The sequence below is a fragment of the Streptomyces yunnanensis genome, assembly GCF_029011865.1.
Lineage (GTDB): Bacteria > Actinomycetota > Actinomycetes > Streptomycetales > Streptomycetaceae > Streptomyces > Streptomyces yunnanensis.
Window position 1 is genome coordinate 9,549,767 of the sequence record NZ_CP095749.1, and the last position, 21,301, is coordinate 9,571,067.

The window sequence follows — 21,301 nt, forward strand, 5'->3', positions numbered from 1 at the left end:
CCCGGACGGCAGCCGCGTTGTAGGAGCAACGGATATCGACAGTGGCCGGACCGACCGGATTCGGCCACTCCGGTCCGTCGTGTGGGCACTGACAAGTCCTCAGTTGTGTGGACTCACCCTTAGCCTCGATTCACCGGCCCGGTTCTGACGTGATCATTTCTGTGTTCTCGGGGAGGTGGCTGGTTGGAGGGCATGCGGTACCCGCTGGTCTGCCCAGCTTTTCCACATGGGTTTCGGTCGGGCCTTCGCGGGCGGATGAACAGGGTCGGTCACGCTGTTGGGGGCGCATGGGCGGCAGTGAAAAGTTCGGTGAACGCGTCGCGCCAGCGCCACTGTTCGGGCAGGTGCAGCGTCAGGCGTCGGGCTGACCGTGCCAGGCGGGCGGGAACGTGAATCAGGTGTGCGCGGAGGGTGGCGGTGGTGGCCTTGCTGTGGAAGACGGAGGCCAGTGCTCCGGCGCTTCGTAGCAGGTTGTGGGTGAGGGCCCACAGGGTCAGCCAGGCGGCGTTGGCGTTGAAGTGTCCGGAGGGCAGGTGCGCGAGGGGCCGGCCTTGCCGTCGGCGATGACCTGCTCGATGACCGCGTGGTGGCGGTGCTGCTGTTCGGCCTGGAGGGTTTCGAAGGGGCTGTCGGTGAAGAACGGGTGGTAGCGCCAGGTGGGGAACAGCTCGCCCTGCTCGCCGACGGTGGCAGGTTTGGCCAGGTCACGCACGCGCCGCACGATCAGTCGGGCGGTGACGTGCTCGGCTTTCTTCCGGCCGGTGAAGGCGGTGTAGGCGCCGATCTCGGCGACTTCCGCGTCCGAGATCAGCTCGCCGGTGTCGGGATCGACGACGGCCCTGGGATAGCGGATCGGCTGCCAGGCATCGTCGGGGATGGTGGCGACGGCCCGTTTGATGGACGGGTTCATGCCGCAGGCCAGGGAGAAGTGGGCGCCGGCCCGGCGGCAGGCAGCGACCACATCGGCGTTGTAGAACTGCGAATCGGCCCGCAGGATGCGGATGCCGGTGCAGCCGGCCTCGCCAGCGGTGGCCAGGGCCTCGGTGACCAGCCGCTCGGCGCCGCGGGAGTCGGCCGCCTTGCCCTGCCGCAGTCGGACCGCGGCGATCACCGGCCGCGCTGTCGGGGTGCAGATCGTGGCCAGCAACGGGTGCAGGGTACGTATCCCTTTGAACCGGCCGACCTGGGCGCCCTGCTTGGCGGGGCCGAATACGCGCTTATGGGTGGAGTCGACGTCGATGAAGGCGACTTGGTCGGCGCCGGGCAGCAGCGGGGTGTGCAAGGCCAGGTTCCGCAGGAACTTCCGGTGCACCGCGTGGAGTTGCAGAGCATGGCCGTGGGTGAAGGAGCGCAGGAACGTGCCCAGTGTCGAAGGAGCACGGATCCCCGAGAACGCCGCCGGTATGGCGCCGTGCCGCAGCCGGTCCGCGTCCTCGATGCTGTCCGCTCCCGCGCACATCGCCGCCACCAGCGAGGTCACCTTCGCAACCGGGTTCGCCCCACCGCTGTTGTCCGCGCCGTCGATCCGTACCGTGGCGCGGACCAGCTGTGAAAGCCGTCCCCGCTCGGCAAGACGCATCACCGGGACCAGACCAGCGTCCGCGACCAGATTCCGATCGTCGAACACGGCACAGACCGCCGAAGCGGCATGGGAAGATTGCATCTCGCGGATGTTCTCTCGATCTGTGGACTTGGGACTGTAGGAAGAACCATCATCCCAGGTCAGAGAGCATCCGCGTTCTCATGTCCGGGCTCTGGACCGGCCATTGATCGGTGAATCGAGGCTTAGTCGGACGTACCGATAATCATGATTACTCCCGGCCGTGACGTCCGCGACCTTTGGGGGGCTGATTCCGATGGAGCTGGCGGCGTTCTACCTCGCCCACTGTCTGGCCGATCCGGACTTCTACGACACCGCGCAGCGCTGGGACGACTCCGCAAGCCGATTCACGAGGGCCGGTGCCGAGCCGCCCGTCGGCTGGCAGCGGAGCGAGCAGGGGCTCTGGGTGCTCCAACTCCCGCCCGACCACCGACTTCCCGAGCAAGGCTGGAAGGTCCATGTCTCGACGGGCCTGGACCATGCAGAGGAGGTGTTGGACGTGGTGTGGGACCACTGCGTCGAGCGCCGGATCGCCTTCAAGTTCCTGCGCAGCCGGCAAGTTCTGCAACTGACCAACGCCAAGTACGCCGACCGCGGATCCAGCGGCAAGTTCTGCACGATCTACCCGGACTCCGCCGAAGAGTTGTCGGGGGTGCTCACCGAGCTGGGCGAGGCGCTCGACGGCCGGCCCGGTCCGTACGTCCTCAGCGACCTCCGATGGCGCACCGGCCCCCTGTTCGTGCGGTACGGCGCCTTCCAGCACCACACCTGTCGCGGCCGGAACGGCGAGCCGGTCCCGGCGCTGACCGATCCACGGACCGGGCAACTGGTGCCGGACACCCGCGGGCCGGCCTTCCGCGTGCCGCCGTGGGTCGAGCCGCCCCCCTTCCTGGCCGAGGCGATGGCCGCGCGCAACAACGACGCCGGCACGTTCCCGTACCAGGTGCAGAAGGCGTTGCACTTCTCCAACGCGGGCGGCGTCTACCTCGCGACCGATCCGGACACCGGGCGGAGCGTGGTGCTCAAGGAGGCCCGCCCGCTGGCCGGGTTGGACACCGACGGGGTGGACGCGGTGGCGCGGCTCCGGCACGAGCACGCCATCCTCGACCGGCTCGCCGGACTGGCCGTGGTGCCCCGGGTACTCGGGGACTTCACCTGTTGGGAACACCACTTCCTGGTCCAGGAACACATCGAGGGGGAGACCCTGACCCAGGCGGCGGCCGGCCGGCATCCGTACATCACGCCCGAGCCGTCGGCCCGGGAGATCGCGGAGTTCGCCGCCTGGGCGGTGGAGGTCGTCGGGAAGGTGCGCGCCGCGCTGAGCGCGATCCACTCCCGGGGCGTCGTGGTGGGCGACGTCCACCCCTCCAACATCCTGTTGCGTCCGGACGGCAGCGTCGTGCTGGTCGACTTCGAGCTGGCGCTGCCCATCGGCGCCGCGGACCGTCCGACGTTGGGTGCGCCCGGGTTCGTTCCCCCGGAGGGCTGCACCGGCCCGGCCATCGACCACTACGGGCTCGCCGCCACGGCGTTGTGGGTGTTCGTGTCCGTCGCGCCCGTGCTGCAGACCGGGAACCCCGGCAAGTCCGAGCTCTTCCTCCGGGTGCTGGTCGACCGCTTCGGAGTCCCCGAGCCCTTCGTCGCCGGCCTGCGCCGCGACCTTCGGCCTCAGCACCAGCACGAGACCTCCGGAACGACGGTCGACCACCGGAACCACCCCGTTCTCCAGGCACTCGGCGACCCGAAGCCGGAGGACTGGCCGCAACTGCGGCGGTCCATCGCCGAGGGCATCCTGGCGGCGGCCACCCCGCAGCGATCCGACCGGCTGTTCCCAGGTGACGTCGAGCAGTTCCGCACCGGCGGATTCAACATCGCGCACGGCGCGGCCGGTGTGCTGCTCGCCCTGGCCGAGGCCGGTCTGCCGCCCGACCCCGAGCATGTCGACTGGCTGATCCGCGCGGTGAAGCGCTGGGAGGCGCCCCAGCCCGGCTTCTACGACGGGCTGCACGGAATCGCCTACGTCCTCGACCGGTTGGGGCACCGCGTCCCCGCACTGGCCGTCCTGGACCGGGCGATGGATCTGATGGATGCCCAACCGCCCCTCGCCGGCCTCCACTCCGGGCTCGCCGGAATCGGGCTGAACCTGCTGTACTTCGGCACCGCGGACGCCGACTGCCGACGCCGGGCACTGACGATCGCCGAGCGTCTGGCCGACACAGTGCGCACCGGCACACTGCGGCCGGACCGGCCCACCGCCGCCGGGCTGATGTACGGGTCGACCGGCGTCGCCCTGTTCTTCCTGCACTGCTTCCGCGCCACGTCGGACCCGGAGTTCCTCGACCTGGCGTGGGCCGCGCTGCACCGGGACCTGGCAGACTGCGAGACCGGCCCGGGCGGCACCTTGCAGGTCCGCGAGCAGCACCGGTTGATGCCCCATCTGGGCATCGGTACCGCCGGCATGGCCCCGGTGCTGGGCGAACTGCTCCGGCAGCGCGACGATGCCCGACTCGCCCACGCGTACGAGCGGATCCGCCATACCTGCCGGGCCGAGTCCGGGATCTTCCCAGGGCTGTTCACCGGCCACGCCGGGGTGCTGGCGTCCCTGGCGGCCACCGGCTCCCGTCCCGCTCTGGACGACCCTGCCGTGCGCACGCACCTGCACCGGCTGTCCTGGTACGCCGAGATCCGCCACGGCCGGCTGCTCTTCCCGGGCGAACAGCTCTACCGGTTCTCCACGGACCTGGCGACCGGGGCGGCAGGAGTACTGCTCGCGCTCACCGCGGTCTTCGACGGCCGCCACGACTTCCTGCCCTTCCTGCCGGCGGACACCGCCGCGCCCCGGCAGACCCAGACCTGCGATCCCGCAGGAACGACCAGAGGAAAAGAGAGGAGGTGAACTGCCATGGCCATGATCCTGGAGCTTCAGGAGCTCGAGACCCCGCACGGTCCCTCGCTCGCCCCGAGCAACGTGCTGAGCACGCTTCTCCACGGCCGCGCCTGTGTGTGACACATCCCGCGACGCATAACGCAACGCCCTACGTCACACACCGCGTGACGCGTCGCTGATCACAGGACCGCTGGGTGGGGCAGGCCATCGCATCGCCCCACCCAGTGGCCGCCGTCGCCACCGGACGCAGCCGGTGGCCCGCACCAGCCGCCCCGCCCGATCCGGTCGATTCCCCTTTCCTGATGGCCCCGATCTCGCGATGGCCCCGATCTCCCCGATCCGTACGGAGGCCGCAGTGCCTGACCGGTTCCGGTTCCCGCCCACACCGACCCGCCCGGAGTTCAACGAGATCGGCGGGATCGGCTTCACCGACCCGTACCAGTGGCTGGAGGAGGACAGCGACGCAACGCTCGCCTGGGAGGCGGCGCAGGACCGGCTCGCCCGCGACCTGCTGCACACCGACCCGCCCTGGAGCCTGGCGCTCGCCACCGCCCGACGGTTCAACGCAAGTGCACTGCACCACCGCCCGCCGGAACTCCACGGGCGCCGCTGGTTCGTGGAGCACGTGCCCGAGGGCCACGCGCTGCCGGTGCTCGACGTCGCCGATTCCCCCGATGTGTCGACGACGTCAGCATCGGCCCGCCGTGTGCTGGATCTCGCCGTGGAGACCGCGGGACTGCCCCTGCACGAGCCGGCCACCATGCAGTGGCAGCCGTCGCCCGACGGCGGGTTGCTCGCCTACCAGTTCTCCGGCCCCGGTCGGGAATCGCTGTTCCGTGTCCGCGACGTGGATTCCGGTGAGGTCCTGGTCGACGGGTTGCCCGAGGCAGGCGTCTACCGGGTCGGCTGGCTGCCGGACGGTCGACGGTTCTTCGTCGTGGTCGTCGACGGGGAGCGGCCGCACCGCTGCCCGGGCCTCTTCCAGGTCACCCTCGCCGCGTCCGGCTCGCGGCCGACCGTCTGTCGCCAGGACCTGCCGTCGGAGTTCCCGGCCCGCGGGGTGAGTGTCTCCGCCGACGGCCGGTGGGCGCTGGCCCATGGCCCCGGCAGGCCGTACTACGTACGCGACCTCACGGCGTCCGACGCGGAGTGGCGGCCGTTCCTCCAGGACTCCCGCTCGGTGTTCCGCGGCGGGATCGTCGGCGACGAGTTCATCGCGGTCACCGACGACGGCGCACCGCGCGGAAGGGTCGTCGCCCTGCCGCTGTCCGGCCCGGGCCGGGACCGCAGCGGCTGGCGCGAGCTCCTCCCACCGGGCGACACGGTGTTGTTCTCGATCACCCCGGTGGGCCGGGAACTGGTCCTGGCCGAACTCGCGAACGGCGCGACCCGGCTGCGCCGGATCTCCTGCCAGGGCGCACCCCTGGGCGAAATCCCACTCCCCGAACCGGGGATGGCATGGCCGGGCGGAGGCCGGGACGGTGGACTGGTCACACCGGCCGGCAACGGTTGCACCTTCGCCTTCTCCTCCCTCACCCGGTCTCCGGCGGCCTATCGGTACGATCTGGCCACCGAGAGGCTGGTGCCGCTCAGCGAGCCGCGAGCCGTCGTCGCGGATGCCGTGACCCGCAGCGGAACCGCACACAGCGCCGACGGAACCGTGATCCCGTACAAGATCGTCGCCCGCGCCGACGTCGATCTCGGCACGCCGCAACCGCTCATCGTCAGTGGCTACGGCGCCCTCAACATCGCCTGGCTACCGGCCTACCTGTTCGCGCTGCCCGCAGCCTGGGTCGAACTGGGCGGCGTCTACGTCCACGCGCACCTGCGCGGCGGCGGGGAGTTCGGCACCGACTGGTGGCACGCGGCCCGCCGCGACACCAAGCAGCGCACGTTCGACGATCTGCACGCGGTGGCCACCGACCTGATCCGCCACGGCCACACCACACCGGGTCGGCTCGGCGTCTTCGGCTACTCGATCAGCGCCCTGACCGCAGTCGTCGCGGTGACCCAGCGCCCCGACCTGTACCGGGCGTGCGTGGCCGCGCTCCCCGTACTGGACCTCCTGCGCTGCAGGCGGGATCCGGTCACCATGGCCGACATCGTCTCCGTGGACTTCGGGGACCCGGACGACCCCACCGACGCGGCCGTCCTGCACCGCTACTCCCCGTACCACCAGGTGCGCGACGCCGTCGACTACCCGGCCGTACTCCTCGACTGCGGCTCCGCCGACCGCAGTTGTCCCGCCTGGCACGGTCGCAAGATGGCAGCCCGCCTCCAACGGGCCACGTCCGCAGGGCATCCGGTACTGCTGAGGATCCGGCAGGCCGGACATACCGTGGAGACCTCGCCGGACGATGCGCTACTGCGGGAGGCCGAGCACCTGGCCTTCCTGATCGGCGAGCTCGGCCTCGACGTCGCTCACGAGGATTTTCCTGCTGGGACTAGGCGGATGGGGAAGTGGGCGCGCCGGAACGGCACCGCCACGCCGTAGCGCGCGGCCTCGTCGGGATCGGCGGACTCGGCGAAGTCGCGCACCAGGCTCTGCTTGACCGCGAACACGGCGTCGCTGTCGAGATAGGGACTGTCGGCCACGAACATGTGTGTGGTCAGCGGGGTGAAACCGGGGGCGTCCGCGATGAGGTGCACGTGCGCCGGGCGGTAGGGATGGCGTCGGCTGGCCTGGAGCAGCCGGCCGACCGGTCCGTCGATCGGGATCGGATAATGCGAGGGCACCACGGTGCGGAACCAGAAGCCGCCCTCGTCGTCGGTGCGGAACAGACCTCGACCGTTGCCGGCCGGCTGGACGCCCGGCTGCTGCACGTCGTAGAAGCCGTTCTCGTCGCACTGCCACACATCGACGACGGCACCCGGCACCGGCACCCCTTCGAGGTCGGTCACGGTGCCGGTGATGACACAGGGGGCGCCGGTGCCGACCTCGTCGATGGAGTCGCCGAGTTCTCGACGGGGCGACTCGGTCATGTGGAAGGGGCCCAGGACCGTGCCCTCGGTGCCGTGCGCTTCGCCGTTGATGGTCTCGACCAGCATCGACACCCCGAATACGTCGGAGAGCAGCACGAACTCCTGCCTGCTGTCGTCACACATCCGGCCGACGGCGGTGAGGAAGGCGATGGCGCTCTCCCACTCGGCCATCGTCGGCCGCAGCTCCTGCACCAGCGCATGGAGGTGCCGGGCGACCGCGCCCACGACCTCGCGCAGGCGCGGATCGGGGGTGTCGGCGAAACTCGCCAGCACGGCATCGATCGCGGTGTGCTCCTTGTAGTCCACGGTGTACTCCCCTTCGCCACGTAGGTGGTCGATGAACCGGTCGGCCACGTGGGCCGTCCGGTCGTCGACGTGGTGGTGGATCGTGGGCTCGCCGTCGTCCCGGACGCGCAGGGGCGATCCGCCGAGTCCTGCTTCAAGGAACGGTTGCCGGCCTCCAAGAGTGACGATCGGTTCCGGTCTCGTGTGCAGCACCGGTACCGACCACGGACAGGTCGGTACCGGTGCTGCACACCGCTCACCCGTACACCGTCGACCGCGCCTCGGCATAGGCCGCGCGGATGCGGCGGCCGGCGGTGTCATCGGACGGGGCGGTGACCCGCCGTGCCGCAGCGAGCGGCCAGTGCGGCGGCTCGGGAGTGCCGGCAAGGGCCCAGGCGGCCTGGCGGGCGGCGCCGAGTGCCACGTACTCCTCGGGTTCGGGCACGGTGACCGGGGTGCCGAAGATCTCCGCGGCGATCTCGCCGACCACCGGTGCCTTGGCCGCACCGCCGATGATGAACACCCTCCGGGCGCTGACGTCCTGGGCCCGCAGTCTGTCGAGGGCATCGGCCATGTTGCAGAGCATGCCCTCGACGGCTGCCCGGGCCAGGTTCGGCGGGTGCATGTTCGCCTTGCGCAGGCCCATCAGGCTGCCGGCGGCGTCCGGGAGGTTGGGGGTGCGTTCGCCGCCGAGGTAGGGGAGGAACACCAGGCCGCCGGCGCCGGGTTCGGCCTCGCGGGCGAGCGGCCCGAGGCCGTCGAGGGTGATGTCGAGCATGCGGGCCGTGGAGCTGAGGACCCGGGCGGCGTTGAGGGTGCAGACCAGGGGGAGGTAGCGGCCGGTGGCGTCGGCGAAGCCGGCGACCGCGCCGGTGGGATCGCTGGTGGGGTGGTCGGAGAGGGCGAAGGCGGTGCCGCTGGTGCCCAGGGAGATCACCACGTCGCCTGGCTCGATGCCCAGGCCCAGGGCTGCCCCCATGTTGTCGCCGGTCCCCGCCGCCACCAGGGCGCCGTCCGGGGTGCGCCCGGCAACCTCCAACGGACCCAGTACGCGGGGGAGTTGGGGGGTACGGCCGTCGAAGGCGCGGGACAGCAGATCGTGGCGGTAGGCGCCGTGGGCGGGCGACCAGTAGCCGGTTCCGGAGGCGTCGCCGCGGTCGGTGACGGGCTCGGCGGCGGAGCCCGGCCCGCCGCACAGCTGCCACGTCAGCCAGTCGTGCGGCAGCAGCACCCGCGCGGTGCGGTTGGCGCGCTCCGGTTCGTGCTCGGCCAGCCAGCGCAGCTTGGCGACGGTGAGGGCCGCGACCGGTACGGTGCCGACCGCCTCGGCCCACTTCTCCGGTCCGCCCAGTTCGTCGACGAGATCCGCGGCGGCCCGCGCCGAGCGGGTGTCGTTCCACAACAGCGCGTCGCGCACCGGCTGTCCGGCCGTGTCCAGGGCCACCAGGCCGTGCTGCTGGCCGGCGACCGCCACCGCGTCGACGTGTTCCAGGAGGCCGCCGCCGGCTTCGCGGAGCGCCTGCCACCAGGCGCCGGGGTCGACTTCGGTTGCGTCGGGGTGGGCGGCGCGGCCTCGATGGAGGATCTTCCCGGTGTCGGCGTCGCAGACGACGACCTTGCAGGACTGGGTAGAGGAGTCCACCCCGGCAACTGTGGGCATGGCGAAGGCGCTTCCGTGCAATGAGTCGGGACGGTGGGGGTCAGGCTTGCGGGCAGATTTGGATCTTGCGGCCAGTGCCCTGGCGGAAGGTCTGGAGGGCGGTGCCGAAGTCCTCCAGGGGGTAGCGGTGGGTGATCATGGTGTCGGCGTCGATGACGCCCTTCGCCATGAGGTCGACGGCCCGTCCGAAGCTGTGCAGGACGGCCATCGAGCCGACGATGGTGATCTCGTCGTTGTAGACCTTGAACGGGGAGAAGGACGCCGCGGCTGCGGACGGTGCGACGCCGAACTGTTGGAAGGTGCCGCCGCGGCGGACCCGGGTGAGGCCGTCCTCGATGACGGGGATGGCGCCGGTGCAGTCGATGACGGTCTCCCATCCCTGCGGGCGGCCCAGCTGTGCGGCGCTGACCGCCGTGGCGTCCGCGCCGAGTTGTTCGGCGACCCGCAGGCGGTCGGTGTTGAGGTCCACGACCGACAGGGATGCCGCGCCGGCGGTTCGGGCGAGCTGAAGCATCATCAGGCCCATGGTGCCGGCGCCGTAGATGAGGTAGTGGTCGCCCAGGCGGCGGGGAAGCACGTCGAAGCCGCGCACCGCGCAGGACAGCGGCTCGATCAGAGTGCCCTGGGAGACTTCGATGTTCTCGGGCAGGCGGTAGCAGTTGGCTGCCGGTACTTTGACGTACTCGGCCATGGCGCCGTCCACGGTGTCCCCGATGGCGCCCCAGTTCTCGCAGAGGTTGCCGCGGCCGATGGCGCAGAAGTGGCAGGCGCCGCAGAACAGGGAGGGGTCGACGGCGACCTGTTCGCCTATGCGCAGGCCGGTGACGCCGGTGCCCAGCGCGAGGACTTCGCCGGTGAATTCGTGGCCGGGGATGATCGGGTAGGGGGTGGGGGCGAATTCCCCGTCGACGATGTGTGCGTCGGTGCCGCAGATGCCGACGGCGGCGGGGGCTATGACGACCTCGCCTGGGCCCGGGGTGGGATCGGCGACGGTGGTGACCTCGTAGTGCCCGGGAGTGTGGACGACGACAGCACGCATGGGGCGGGGCCTTTCTCGGGGAGGGATGTGCTCGGGGAATGCCGGAGCCCGGCTCCGGCTCGGACGGCTCGGCTCAGCCGCGGGGATCGACGGTGCGGACCTGCACGCCGAGGTCCCGGACGGGCCGGAGTTCGCTCTCCGGGGTGTCGGCGTCGGTGACCAGCAGGTCGTAGCCGCCGACGTCGCCGTACGGGTAGGTCGCGGTGCGGCCGAACTTGCTGTGGTCGACGGCCAGTACGGAGCGGTCGGCGGCCTGCAGATACGCCTGCTTGGTCTCCGCGTACTCGCGGACCGGGTGGAAGAGCCGGCCGTCGCGGATCGAGGTCGCGGTCACGAACGCGATGGAGGCGCGGATGTCGTGGAGCTGGCGGCGGGCCTGCGGGCCGGCGCAGGACTCGAAGTCCTCGTAGTAGCGGTCGCCGAGGAGCGTCACCTCGGCCGGTGCGGCCGACAGCAGGTAGGTGATCCGCAACGAGTTGGTGATCACACGGATGCCCTGGACGGTGGCGAGCCGGCGGGCGAGCGGGAAGAGGGTGGAGCCGCAGTCGATCAACACCGTGTCGCCGGGGGAGACCTCCTGTGCGAGGGCGTCGGCGATGGCGGACTTGATCTCGACGTTGGCGTGCTCGCGAAAGCGCAGGGCGCTTTCCATGGCGACGTTGGAGAAGGCCGTCGCCACGCCGCGGCCCTTGCGCAGCAACTGCCGCTCGTGGAGGTTGTCGAGATCGCGGTGCATGGTCATCACGCTGACGCGCATCCGCTCGGCGAGATCGGCGATGCGGATCTCGCCTTCCTCGGCGACATGGCGCAGCACCGTCTGCCGGCGCTCCTCTACCTCGGCCTCGGAGCCGCGACTCGGTCGCATGGTGGGCATCCCGTTCCTTCCTCGGCGGTCGTGTCCGCCGCGCTCGCACTCTAAGACATCACACACTTTATGTGAAGCTCTTGAAATTTTCTGAGAGGTTGTTCAGTCTGATGGCCATCCACGGGCGCATGCCCGGCCCATCAGGAGGTCTCCCGTGCTCCACCCACCCCAAAAGCGCGAACCGTCGCCGCCCCGCCCCGCCGTCCTCGGCATCCCCCGAGCCCTGATCTGGGGCTATGTCGGCGTGCTGCTCTTCATGGTCGGCGACGGCGTGGAGACCAGTTATCTGCCGACCTTCTTCAAGACCGACCTCGGCTTCGCGGAGGCGAGCGTCGGCATCATCTTCACGGTGTACGGAGTCACCGCGGCGGTGGGCGCGTTCCTGGCGGGCGGGCTCTGTGACCTGTGGGGGCCCCGCCGGGTGATGATGGCCGGCGCCGCCTGCTGGGCCGTCTGCCACACCCTGATGCTCGCGGTCGCCGTGCCCGCCCACTCCTACTGGCTGATCCTCTTCACCTACGGCCTGCGCGGCTTCGGCTATCCGCTGTTCGCCTACGGGTTCATGGTCTGGATCATGGCGGGTGCGCCGGAGCGACAACTCGGCAAGGCGCTCGGCTGGTTCTGGTTCTGCTTCACCATGGGCTACCCGGTCCTCGGCTCCGCGTTGGTCTCGCTCCTCAAGCCCACGATCGGCTTCTACCACACCCTGTGGGTGTCCCTCGCCATGATCGTCGCGGGCGCCCTGGTCGTGCTGCTCCTGCTGCGCGAACGCACCGGTTTCCAGGGCCTGTCCAGGGAGCCGGAGCGACACGGACTGTCGCGCACCTTCCTGGGCTGCTTCACCGTGATGTTCACCAAGCCGAGCGTCGGCATGGGTGCCCTGGTCCGACTCATCAACACCACCTCGCAGTTCGGCGTCTGGGTCTTCATCCCGCTCTTCCTGGTCGACCGGATCGGCTTCAGCGCACAGGAGTGGGCGTCACTGCTGATCGTGATGATGGTCAGCAACCTGGCCTGCGTGGTGCTCTTCGGTGCGCTCGGCGACCGGTGGAGTCGGCGCAAGACCGTCGCCTGGCTCGGCGGCGCGGTCTCGGCCCTCGCCTGCCTGGCGCTGTACTACGTACCCCAGGCCGCGGGCCACGACTACCCGCTCGTCGCTGTCGCCGCGGGTGCACTGGGCGTCGGCATGGCCGGCTACGTCCCCCTGCCTCCGCTCATGACCTCGCAGGATCCGGAGCGCAAGGGCCAGATCATGTCGGCCTACACGCTGGGCGCCGGCGCCAGCATGGCCTTGGGTCCACTCATCGGCACGCTCTTCATCGGCTCGATCGGTATCGGGGGAGTCATGTGGATCTACGCCGTCCTGCATCTGATCAGCACTGTCCTCGTACTGACCATGAAGACGCCGGGGACGCGCGCGGAGCCCGCCGCGCCCGTCGCCGCGCCGCCGAGGGAACGGCAGCCGGTCGAGCGTTGACGGCGATGCGCGGCGATCCCCGAGGGAGGGAAAATGGGGCTAAATGTCACTTATCTCCCCATATAGACAATCGCTGTCGCACTCAGGGGTGCCGAATCCGGAGCCGGGTGTGCGTGGACGCACCGCCTCCGTCCGCGTCCCGTCTCACAGGTAGTCGAGGATGTCGAGGTTGTTGGCGACGGTGGAGGTCGGGGTGTGGAGGATGGCGTCGAACGCGTCGAGGACGGGGGTGTGGAGGTAGGCGCTTTGGATCCGGATGCGGTCGGGGCCCGGGGAGACGTCGGCGTTTCCACGGGCCTCCGGGCGTGCCTGGTGGAGATCGGCGATGCTGAGCCCGAGTTCGGCGTCGGCGAAGGCGGCTTCGATGCTTCCCGGCTCGGCCGGCTCCAGCGGGGTGGCGGCGACGGTGAAGCCGAAGCGGGTGTTCTCGTCGCGGGGCATGTCCGCGGTGTGTCCGGTGGTGCTCGTCAGGCCGAGGGCGACGTAGTCGTCGCCGAGTGCACGGTGCAGGTGCTGGCCCATGGGGAGTCCCGTCAGGTGGCCGTCGAAGGAGACCGGTGTCTTCTGGATGTGGGCGTTGTGCGCGGCCAGCACGACGCGGGTCCCGGGTGCGAAGCGCTCCAGGTGCCACAGGACCGACTCCGCCATGTAGGCGTCGCGGGCCGAGGTGTCGGCGGTCAGCCCCTTTCCGGCGAAGAGGTCGGCCATGGCGCGGAAGGTGTAGTCGCCGTGGCAGGCGCCTTCGAGGCGTCGCACGGCGATGTCGTAGCTCTGCTGGTCGCTGCGGGAGACATACAGCGGTTCGACGGAGCGGAAACGGATGAGCAGGCGCGTCAGGATCGCGCTGAGCGCGTCCTGTTCGGCGGTGGCCAGGCGTGCCCAGGCGGGTGCGGCGACGGCCCCGGAGCCACCGGCGAACGATCCGGAGATCCGCATCGCCTCCTGAATTGCCGGCAGGGTCTCGGGATCGATCCGGCGCAGGTAGTCGGCGACCGGGGCCAGGGCGGGAAGCAAGGACCCGCCGGCCGCGGGGATGTCGACGCCCGCGAAGCGCACCGGCCGTGAGGCCGTGCGGTTGTGCCGGCGCATCCAGCGCAGCGGCTCCTCGGCTCCCACGGGGATCGCCGCGGCGAGGTGGGCCGACAGGTCATCGTCCGTTCCTTCGCCCTGGACCCAGGCATCGAGGGGGATGCCTTCGCTGAAGCCGTATTCGAAGGCGAGGACGGTGAAGCCGCAGCGCTCGACCAGGAAGCGCAGGATGCGTTCGCGCATGTGGGCGAACTCGTTGATGAAGTGGGAGCTTTCGCCGATCGCGACGACCCGGGCGTCGCCGATGACGGCGCGCAGCGGCTCCAGTTCGTCGAGCGGCGCCTCGGGGTCGAGGTGGGTGAGCGGATGGGCATGGGTGCGCAGCCAGTCGGCGAAGGGGGTGTGGTGGGGGGCGGCAGGCATGTTGGTGGCTTGACTTTCGGTGTGGGAAGGGGTGGGAACGCCGGTAGGGGACCGTTCAACGGTCCGTCGTGGTGCGGGGCGGGGTGTGCCCGGCCGCGGCGTTCTCCAGTTCGTCGATGCTGCCGGACATGATCGTGCGGAGGTGTTCGGTGATCTGCTGGAGCGGCCAGTCCCACCAGGCCAGTGCGAGCAGGCGGTTGATGTCGGCGTCGCTGTAGCGGCGGCGGATGAGGCGGGCGGGGTTGCCGCCGACGATGCCGTAGTCGGGGACGTCGTCGACGACGACGGAGCCGGCGGCGATGATCGCTCCGTGGCCGATGCGGACGCCGGGCATCACCATGGACCGGTATCCGAACCAGACGTCATGGCCGACCACGGTGTCGCCCCGTCCGGTCAGGCCGCTGATGAGGTCGAAGTGCTCGGACCAGGACCCGCCCATGATGGGGAAGGGGAACGTCGAGGGGCCGTCCATGCGGTGGTTGGCGCCGTTCATGATGAACCGCACGCCCTCGCCCAGCGCGCAGAACTTCCCGATGACCAGCTTTTCCGGGCCGTAGTGGTACAGCACGTTGCGGGTCTCGAACGCGGTCGGGTCGTCGGGGTCGTCGTAGTAGGAGAACTCTCCCACCTCGATCAGCGGCGAGGTGATCAGCGGCTTGAGCAGCACCACCCGGGGCTGTTCGGGCATCGGGTGCACCACGGTCGGATCGGCGGGAACAGGCGGCGTCACGAAGTGTTTCCTCTCTGAAGGGATGTCTGCGGGGCCGGAGGGCCCTCAGCACGCGGTGGCAGCTGTGGCGGTCGCCTGCACGGCCAGGTGGGCGCCCCGCCAGCGCCGACGCAGTCGGCGATCGTGGCTGACGATGACGAGGGCGCCGTCGTACCCGGCCAGAGCGGTTTCCAACTCCTCGACGAGGGCGGGCGAGAGATGGTTGGTGGGTTCGTCGAGCAACAGGACGTCGGACGGCTCGCTGAGCAATCGCGCCAGGGCGAGACGTTGCAGCTGCCCGGTGGACAGCCGGCCGACCGGCACCGTGAGCTGGTCGCGGTCGAACAGGCCGAGGGACAGCAGCCGTTCGGCGTGTCCGTCGGCCTCCCCCGCCCGTCCACGGGCGAAGGCGGCCAGCACGGTCTCGTCCGCTCTTCCGGGTCGCGGCTCCTGGGGGAGATGGCCGACCCTGCCGCGGCAGGTGACGCTCCCGCTGTCGGGGGTGACGTCCCCGGCCAGGACGCGGAGCAGGGTGCTCTTGCCCGCACCGTTCGGCCCCGTGATCAGTAGGCGCTGGCCCGCCGTGACGGTCAGACTGGTGCGGGCGAGCCGGTCCGTGACGGCGATGCCGGCGGCGTCGAGCACGACGCCCTGCAGACCACGGGCCCGCAGTACGGGGGTGAAGCGCAGCGGCTCCGGCGGGGCCGGGACCGGGTCGGCCAGGAGGCGACGCAGCCGTTCCTCGGCGTTGCGGACCCGGCTGGCCAGCGACTGCTGCACCCGGCCGCCCGCCCGGTCGTAGGCCAACTTGTTGCCGTCCTTCATCGGACGGCCCGGGGCCACCTGGCGGGCGGTGGTCGCGGCGGCCTCGCGGAGCCGGTCGATGTCGGCCCGCCACCGGTCGTGTGCCTGGGCCCAGCGCTGCCGGGCAGCGGCCTTCTCGGCGAGGTAGCCGGTGTAGCCGTTGCCGTACCGCACGACGCGGCGCCGATCGGCGTCCACCTCCAGCAGGCTGGTGGCGACCCGTTCGAGGAAGAGCCGGTCGTGGGAGACCGCCACCGTGGTACCCCGTCGGGTGCGCAGGTGTTCCTCCAGCCATTGCAGGGCGCCGTCGTCGAGATGGTTGGTCGGCTCGTCGAGCAGCAGCACCTCCGGCGCAGCCGCCAGCACGGCCGCCAGCCGCAGTCTGACCCGCTCTCCGCCGGACAGGCTGCCCACGGCACGGTCGCGGCCCACCAGGCCCAGACCGAGACCGTGCAGAGCGCGTTCCACGCGGGCGTCGGCGTCGTAGCCGCCGCGCAACTCGAAGACCGTCATCAGCTCGCCGTACTCGGCCAGGCCCGACGCGTCGCCGTCGGCCATCGCGGCCTCCAGGCGGCGCATGCGCCGCTCGACGGTGCGTAGATCGCTCAGGGCCCGGTCGATGACCTGCTGGACGGTCGTCTGCGGCGCCATCCGCTCGTCCTGGGAGAGATAGCCCACGCCGCCGGCGGCCTGGACGACGACCTCGCCCTGATCGGGGCGTTCACGACCGGCGAGCAGGCGCAGCAAGGTGGTCTTGCCGGATCCGTTCTCGCCGATGATCCCGGTGCGCTCGCCCGCGGCGAGCGAGCAGGTCACCGAGTCAAGGACGGGCTTGCCGTCGAAGGACTTGCTGACGGCGAGCGCACTGATCTGTGTAGGCATACGGGGACTCCAGAGCATTCGAGAACGAGGCGGCCGTCCTGGGCCGCATGGCCGGGTGAATGCTTTGGAAGAACATCGATCACTCCACTAGTGCGACAACTGCTGCTTTAAGATGTTGCCATAACGTTGTCCCTCCGAGCAACGGACTATTCAGCGATGACCCCCACCGACCCAGAACCAGAAGACGCCGGCCCGCCGACCCGGCGCCGCCCGGGCGGCCGCACCGCCCGCATTCGTCGACAGGTGCTCGACGCGGTCCTCACCGAGCTCGGCGAACACGGCTACGACGGGCTCACCACCGACACCGTCGCCGCCCGCGCCGGTGTGCACCGCACCACGGTGTACCGGCGCTGGGGCGACGTCGGCGGCCTGCTCGCCGACGTCCTCGACGCGGCGAGCGACGATGACTGGCAACCACCGGACACCGGCTCGTTGGAAGCCGACCTGACCGCACTGAACGAGGAGATCCAGAGCGCCCTGACCGCCCAACCGCCGATCGTGACCGCACTGATCGCCGCCTCGTTCCGCTCCGAGAAGGCCGCCCACGCCCAACAGCGGCTCTGGGAGGACCGGTACGCGCGCTGCGAGATCGTCGTCGACAGGGCCGTCCGGCGCGGCGAACTCCCCCCGCACACCGACGCTCGGCGGCTGCTCGTCGCCGCCACCGCGCCGCTGTACCACCACCTGGTGCTGCTGCGCACCCCCCTCGACCCGCAACTGCCCCGCCAGGCAGCCAGAACCGCCGCCCTCGCCGCGGGCGCCGGTGCCTTCGCCGAACCCCCGTCGGCGAGCGACACCTGAACGGGACTTCAGCAGCTCCGTACCTCCTCCGAGGCTCGAACGCCATGCCCGGGAACCACACGGCCTCGACCGCGCCGGACGCCGGGTGGTCGAGACCGTGCGGAGCGGGTCAGCGGATCCAGGCGCCGGTGAGGGCCTGAACGGCCGAGCCGTCGCAGTCGGCGAGCTTGGTGCCGACGAACTCGCGGGCCCATGCGGAGGTCTGGATCCGGAAGGCCGGGCGGTCGCCGGTCAGGGCCTCGACGATCGGGGCGGCGGCCTCGGCCGGTGTCTGGGCGTTGCCGAAGGACTGCTGGGTACGGGCGATGTATGCCTGGAGAGCCGGGGCGTAGGGCCCGGCCGCGGTGAGCAGGGCGTCGACGTCCAGGCCGAGGTTGGCGACGAACTCACTGGCCACCGCGCCCGGTTCGACCACGGCGACATCGACGCCGACGGTGGCTGCGACGGGGGCGAGGGACTCCATGAAGCCCTCGACGGCGAACTTGGCCGCGCAGTACGCCTCGTTGAAGGGCTGACCCACGACGCCGCCCACGCTGGTGACGGTGATCACGCGGCCCCGGGAGGCGCGCAGGTGGGGGAGTGTGGCGCGGGTGGTGGCCACCACGCCGAAGAAGTTGACCTCCATGGCGGTGCGCACGTCGTCGACGCCGCCCTGTTCGATGGTGCCGATCTGGGCGGCGCCGGCGTTGTTGACCAGTGCGTCGAGGTGGCCGTGCTCGGCGATCACCTCGTCCAGGCAGGCGGCGATGGTTGCGTGATCGACCACGTCCAGGCGCTTGACCTGGATGCGGTCGGCGACCCCGTGCTCGGCGGCGGCCCGCAGCAGGGCCTCCGCCTTGGTGGTGTCGCGCATGGTGGCGATGGTGGTCCAGCCGGCCCGGGCGGTCGCGACGGCGGCGGCCAGGCCGATGCCGGAGGAGGTGCCGGTGATCAGGACGGTCTTGGGGGTGGTCATCGAGGGTTCTCCTCATCTCGGGCAAGCGGGTGCCGGGGAAGTAACCGGGGAGTTCTCCGGTTACTTCCAGACGGTAACCGGGGGACTCTCCGGTTGTCCAGGTAGACTGGCCCTCCTGACGAAGGGAGACGTCGTGACCGCCCACCCGAGCCCGCTGCGCGCCGATGCCCGCCGCAACCGGGAACGCATCCTGGAAGCCGCCGTCCGCGCCTTCTCCGAGAAGGGCGCGGACGTCCCGCTCGACGCGATCGCCAAGGCCGCGGGCGTCGGCTCGGGCACCCTCTACCGGCACTTCCCCACGCGAGAGGCGCTGGTCGAGGCGGCCTACCGCAACGAGCTGGCTCGGGTCTGCGACAGCGTCACGCAGCTACTGGCCGCATTCCCGCCCGACCGGGCGATGCGCCTGTGGATGGACAAGTTCATCGACTATCTGGCCGCCAAACAGGGCATGGCGGAAGCCCTGCGGGCCGCCGTCGCCTCCGGCGCGGACCCGTTCGCCGAGTCGCTCGACAAGCTCACCACCGCGCTCAGCGACCTGCTGCACGCCGGCGCCGAGGCCGGTCTCCTGCGCGCCGACATCGACCCCCTCGACGTCGGCCTCAGCCTCTCCGGCGTCGCACTGGTCACCGGCGCTCCCGCCCAACGTGAACGAGCCGGACGCCTCCTCGACCTGCTCCTCGACGGCCTTCGCTACGGGACACACCGGTAGCTCCCATCGCAGGAGCCGTGTCTGTTACGGCGATCGGCGAAGGGAATATGGGTGGCCCCGGCGCCAACCCCGTGGCTAACCTCGCCACTTATGAACCAGCGGCAGCGCACAAAGCCCTTCCGGGGCCGCCCCGGAACGACTCCGGTCGGTGACACCGCCCGGGTGAAGGCGCTGTTGCCTGCGGAAGTCGCCCCGGCACGAGGCGACCGCGAGGGTGCCGGCCCGCTCTCCTTGGCATCCGTTTAAGCGGTATCCGTTTGGGCGGCACTCGTTCAACGGCGAAGCCGAGGGCGTCGGCCTGCCCCTGGCCACAGGGGCCTCCCCGTGCGCGACGGGGTCAAGTCGGACCTCCGCGAGGATCACGGCACGAGCTGCTCACCGTCGGCCCGGACGAGCGTCGGCCGCTCTCCTGAATGGGCCGCTGCCCGCGCGGCAGCGAGGACAACGCCCCGCGGACGCACCGCGATTGACCTCGCCGCGAGCCACCGCCGCAAGCGTCGCTCGACCCGTTGGACGCCGGCCGGACCCGCTACCGTCCGCCGCTGCCCCCACCCACCCCTTCTCTGATCGGAGCACCACCATGTCCACCACCACCCGCCGCATCGCGATCGTCGGGGCGGGCCTCGGCGGCCTCGTCTGCGCCCGCACACTGCAACAGCGCGGCATGCCCGTCACCGTCTTCGAGCGCGAGGCCACCCCCGACTCCCGCTCGCAGGGGGGCACCCTCGACATCCGTGACGACACCGGTCAGGTGGGCCTGCGTGCCGCCGGACTCTTCGATCGGTTCCTCGCGCTCTCCCGGCCCGAGGGGCAGGAAATGCGCCTCATGGACCGATCGGCCACCCTGCTGCGCCACCACCGGCCCGAGCCCGGCGACACCGGTGCCCCGGAGGTCGACCGAGGACAGCTGCGTGCCCTCCTGCTCAACTCCCTCACCCCGGGCACCGTGCGTTGGGGCCACTCGGTCGACCGGGCCGTCCCGCTGCCCGACGGCACCGTCCGCCTGGCATTCACCCACGGCGCCGCCGAGGAGTTCGACCTGGTCGTCGGTGCGGACGGCGCCTGGTCGCAGGTGCGCCCCGCCCTCTCGGACGCCCAACCCGCCTACACCGGCGTGACGTTCGTCGAGGCCCACTTCGACGACGTCGACCGCCGCTTCCCCGCCATCGCCGCACGGGCCGGCCAGGGCGCCATGTGGGCCAAGGCAGGGTGCCTGAGCCTGATGGCCCAGCGCAACGCCGGCGACCACCTCCGCGTCTACATCGGCTTCCGCGGCCCGCTCGACTGGCACCAGGGCATCGACCTGGCCGATACCGAGGGCGTGCGCGCCCATGTGCTGGGCATGTTCGAGGGCTTCGACGAGGGCCTGCGCGACCTGATGCGGCACAACGACGGCGCGTTCATCAACCGGCCCGTGTTCGTCCTCCCGGTGCCGCACACCTGGAACCGCATCCCTGGCGTCACGCTGCTCGGCGACGCCGCCCACCTGATGCCTCCCGTCGGCGTCGGCGCCAACCTCGCCATGCTCGACGGCGCCGAACTCGCCCAGGCCCTCGCCGACCGCCCCGACATCGACGACGCGGTCGCCGCGTACGAGAGCGTCATGCTGCCCCGGTCCAACGGCCAGGCCGCCACCACCGCGGACCTTCTCGCGGCCCTCATGCCCGACACCGACTCCACCGAGCCGGCGTTCCCCGACGTGCTCGGCTAGGGCCTGTCGTCGGGCCGTGGGATGTCGCCCTGCAGTTGGTGGACGGCGCGGACCAGGGGCGCGAGCACGGGCTCGGTGGCCGCCTGGTCCAGGGCCTTGCGCAGGGCGGTGTTGTGGGTGGGGCGGGCCTCCTCCAACAGGCGCAGGCCGTCGTCGGTGACGTCGGTGTAGATGCCGCGGCGGTCGGTGGGGCACAGGTAGCGCGAGAGCAGCCCGCGGTCCTCCAGCCGGGTCACCAGTCGGGTGGTGGCGCTCTGGCTCAGGACGACGGAGTCGGCGACCTGGCGCATCTGCAGGTGTCCGCCCTCGCCGTCGTGCTGGCGGCTGAGCACGTCCAGCAGCGAGTACTCGCGTGCGCTCAGCCGGTGCTCGGTCTGCAGCGCGCGTTCGACGCTGCCCTCGATACGTCCGTGCAGCAGTGAGAGCGCCGACCAGCTGTGCGCCAGTGCGGTCATCGCCGGGTCGGTGGCGGTCATGAGCGGC

General features: G+C 70.9%; 16 protein-coding genes and 1 pseudogene. 7 read left to right on the plus strand and 10 right to left on the minus strand.

The window, feature by feature from the left end; genetic code table 11:
• Nucleotides 1–269: 269 nt before the first annotated feature.
• Nucleotides 270–1,663, minus strand: a pseudogene (locus MOV08_RS42075) (IS1380 family transposase).
• A 160-nt stretch (nucleotides 1,664–1,823) separates the two neighbouring features.
• Between MOV08_RS42075 and lanKC the strand changes: the two are divergent.
• From lanKC to MOV08_RS42085, 3 genes are all read left to right on the plus strand, one after another.
• Nucleotides 1,824–4,496 carry a class III lanthionine synthetase LanKC gene (gene lanKC, locus MOV08_RS42080; RefSeq protein ID WP_275311443.1) on the plus strand — a complete coding sequence of 891 codons (2,673 nt, stop codon included), beginning with the start codon at nucleotides 1,824–1,826 and terminating at the stop codon, nucleotides 4,494–4,496.
• Between the two features lie 6 nt (nucleotides 4,497–4,502).
• Entirely contained in the window at nucleotides 4,503–4,607 is a 105-nt protein-coding gene (gene norA / locus MOV08_RS44425) for a noursin family copper-binding tricyclic lanthipeptide (protein ID WP_434060590.1), read from the plus strand.
• A gap of 235 nt (nucleotides 4,608–4,842) precedes the next feature.
• Nucleotides 4,843–6,981 (plus strand): prolyl oligopeptidase family serine peptidase, encoded by a 2,139-nt coding sequence (locus MOV08_RS42085; protein WP_275311444.1) that lies wholly within the window; start codon nucleotides 4,843–4,845, stop codon nucleotides 6,979–6,981.
• Here MOV08_RS42085 and MOV08_RS42090 read toward each other — a convergent pair.
• From MOV08_RS42090 to MOV08_RS42105, 4 genes are all read right to left on the minus strand, one after another.
• Nucleotides 6,909–7,775, minus strand: coding sequence for a dioxygenase family protein (locus tag MOV08_RS42090; RefSeq protein ID WP_275312043.1), 867 nt, complete (start codon nucleotides 7,773–7,775; stop codon nucleotides 6,909–6,911). The genes MOV08_RS42085 and MOV08_RS42090 overlap by 73 nt on opposite strands.
• A 235-nt stretch (nucleotides 7,776–8,010) precedes the next feature.
• The gene (xylB, locus tag MOV08_RS42095; RefSeq protein ID WP_275311445.1) at nucleotides 8,011–9,414 is read right to left on the minus strand and encodes a xylulokinase; all 1,404 of its coding nucleotides are present in this window, start codon (nucleotides 9,412–9,414) and stop codon (nucleotides 8,011–8,013) included.
• A 40-nt stretch (nucleotides 9,415–9,454) separates the two neighbouring features.
• Nucleotides 9,455–10,453, minus strand: coding sequence for a zinc-dependent alcohol dehydrogenase family protein (locus tag MOV08_RS42100; RefSeq protein ID WP_275311446.1), 999 nt, complete (start codon nucleotides 10,451–10,453; stop codon nucleotides 9,455–9,457).
• Nucleotides 10,454–10,526: 73 nt separating this feature from the next.
• Nucleotides 10,527–11,327, minus strand: a complete 801-nt coding sequence (locus MOV08_RS42105) for a DeoR/GlpR family DNA-binding transcription regulator (protein WP_239010304.1) — start codon at nucleotides 11,325–11,327, stop codon at nucleotides 10,527–10,529.
• A 145-nt stretch (nucleotides 11,328–11,472) separates the two neighbouring features.
• Between MOV08_RS42105 and MOV08_RS42110 the strand changes: the two genes are divergently transcribed.
• Nucleotides 11,473–12,795, plus strand: coding sequence for an MFS transporter (locus tag MOV08_RS42110; RefSeq protein ID WP_275311447.1), 1,323 nt, complete (start codon nucleotides 11,473–11,475; stop codon nucleotides 12,793–12,795).
• A gap of 144 nt (nucleotides 12,796–12,939) precedes the next feature.
• On the opposite strand, the gene MOV08_RS42115 is transcribed toward MOV08_RS42110, so the two are convergent.
• The 3 genes from MOV08_RS42115 to abc-f all read right to left on the minus strand — a co-directional run bounded on the left by MOV08_RS42115 (nucleotide 12,940) and on the right by abc-f (nucleotide 16,642).
• Nucleotides 12,940–14,247, minus strand: a complete 1,308-nt coding sequence (locus tag MOV08_RS42115; RefSeq protein ID WP_275311448.1) for an erythromycin esterase family protein — start codon at nucleotides 14,245–14,247, stop codon at nucleotides 12,940–12,942.
• Nucleotides 14,248–14,302: 55 nt separating this feature from the next.
• On the minus strand, nucleotides 14,303–14,935 hold the full coding sequence (locus MOV08_RS42120; protein ID WP_275312044.1) for a CatB-related O-acetyltransferase: 633 nt from the start codon (nucleotides 14,933–14,935) through the stop codon (nucleotides 14,303–14,305).
• Between the two features lie 87 nt (nucleotides 14,936–15,022).
• On the minus strand, nucleotides 15,023–16,642 hold the full coding sequence (gene abc-f / locus MOV08_RS42125; RefSeq protein ID WP_275311449.1) for a ribosomal protection-like ABC-F family protein: 1,620 nt from the start codon (nucleotides 16,640–16,642) through the stop codon (nucleotides 15,023–15,025).
• Nucleotides 16,643–16,798: 156 nt separating this feature from the next.
• Between abc-f and MOV08_RS42130 the strand changes: the two genes are divergently transcribed.
• On the plus strand, nucleotides 16,799–17,443 hold the full coding sequence (locus MOV08_RS42130) for a TetR/AcrR family transcriptional regulator (protein ID WP_275311450.1): 645 nt from the start codon (nucleotides 16,799–16,801) through the stop codon (nucleotides 17,441–17,443).
• A 109-nt stretch (nucleotides 17,444–17,552) separates the two neighbouring features.
• Here MOV08_RS42130 and MOV08_RS42135 read toward each other — a convergent pair whose 3' ends face one another.
• Entirely contained in the window at nucleotides 17,553–18,398 is an 846-nt protein-coding gene (locus tag MOV08_RS42135) for an SDR family NAD(P)-dependent oxidoreductase (protein ID WP_275311451.1), read from the minus strand.
• A 133-nt stretch (nucleotides 18,399–18,531) separates the two neighbouring features.
• Here MOV08_RS42135 and MOV08_RS42140 point away from each other — a divergent pair, with 133 nt between their 5' ends.
• Both MOV08_RS42140 and MOV08_RS42145 read left to right on the plus strand, forming a co-directional pair.
• Nucleotides 18,532–19,107, plus strand: coding sequence for a TetR/AcrR family transcriptional regulator (locus MOV08_RS42140; protein ID WP_039639545.1), 576 nt, complete (start codon nucleotides 18,532–18,534; stop codon nucleotides 19,105–19,107).
• A 580-nt stretch (nucleotides 19,108–19,687) separates the two neighbouring features.
• Nucleotides 19,688–20,818 (plus strand): FAD-dependent oxidoreductase, encoded by a 1,131-nt coding sequence (locus MOV08_RS42145; RefSeq protein ID WP_275311452.1) that lies wholly within the window; start codon nucleotides 19,688–19,690, stop codon nucleotides 20,816–20,818.
• Here MOV08_RS42145 and MOV08_RS42150 read toward each other — a convergent pair.
• The gene (locus tag MOV08_RS42150; protein ID WP_039639546.1) at nucleotides 20,815–21,294 is read right to left on the minus strand and encodes a MarR family winged helix-turn-helix transcriptional regulator; all 480 of its coding nucleotides are present in this window, start codon (nucleotides 21,292–21,294) and stop codon (nucleotides 20,815–20,817) included. The two genes, MOV08_RS42145 and MOV08_RS42150, sit on opposite strands and share 4 nt — an antisense overlap.
• Between the last annotated feature and the right edge of the window lie 7 nt (nucleotides 21,295–21,301).

Excerpts from the sequence above, each read along its gene's own strand:
- norA (WP_434060590.1), top strand. The coding sequence starts at position 4,503 with ATGGCCATGATCCTGGAGCTTCAGGAGCTCGAGACCCCGCACGGTCCC.
- xylB (WP_275311445.1), bottom strand. The coding sequence starts at position 9,414 with ATGCCCACAGTTGCCGGGGTGGACTCCTCTACCCAGTCCTGCAAGGTC.
- MOV08_RS42100 (WP_275311446.1), bottom strand. The coding sequence starts at position 10,453 with ATGCGTGCTGTCGTCGTCCACACTCCCGGGCACTACGAGGTCACCACC.
- MOV08_RS42105 (WP_239010304.1), bottom strand. The coding sequence starts at position 11,327 with ATGCCCACCATGCGACCGAGTCGCGGCTCCGAGGCCGAGGTAGAGGAG.
- MOV08_RS42115 (WP_275311448.1), bottom strand. The coding sequence starts at position 14,247 with ATGCCTGCCGCCCCCCACCACACCCCCTTCGCCGACTGGCTGCGCACC.
- MOV08_RS42120 (WP_275312044.1), bottom strand. The coding sequence starts at position 14,935 with ATGCCCGAACAGCCCCGGGTGGTGCTGCTCAAGCCGCTGATCACCTCG.
- abc-f (WP_275311449.1), bottom strand. The coding sequence starts at position 16,642 with ATGCCTACACAGATCAGTGCGCTCGCCGTCAGCAAGTCCTTCGACGGC.
- MOV08_RS42130 (WP_275311450.1), top strand. The coding sequence starts at position 16,799 with ATGACCCCCACCGACCCAGAACCAGAAGACGCCGGCCCGCCGACCCGG.
- MOV08_RS42135 (WP_275311451.1), bottom strand. The coding sequence starts at position 18,398 with ATGACCACCCCCAAGACCGTCCTGATCACCGGCACCTCCTCCGGCATC.
- MOV08_RS42145 (WP_275311452.1), top strand. The coding sequence starts at position 19,688 with ATGTCCACCACCACCCGCCGCATCGCGATCGTCGGGGCGGGCCTCGGC.
- MOV08_RS42150 (WP_039639546.1), bottom strand. The coding sequence starts at position 21,294 with ATGACCGCCACCGACCCGGCGATGACCGCACTGGCGCACAGCTGGTCG.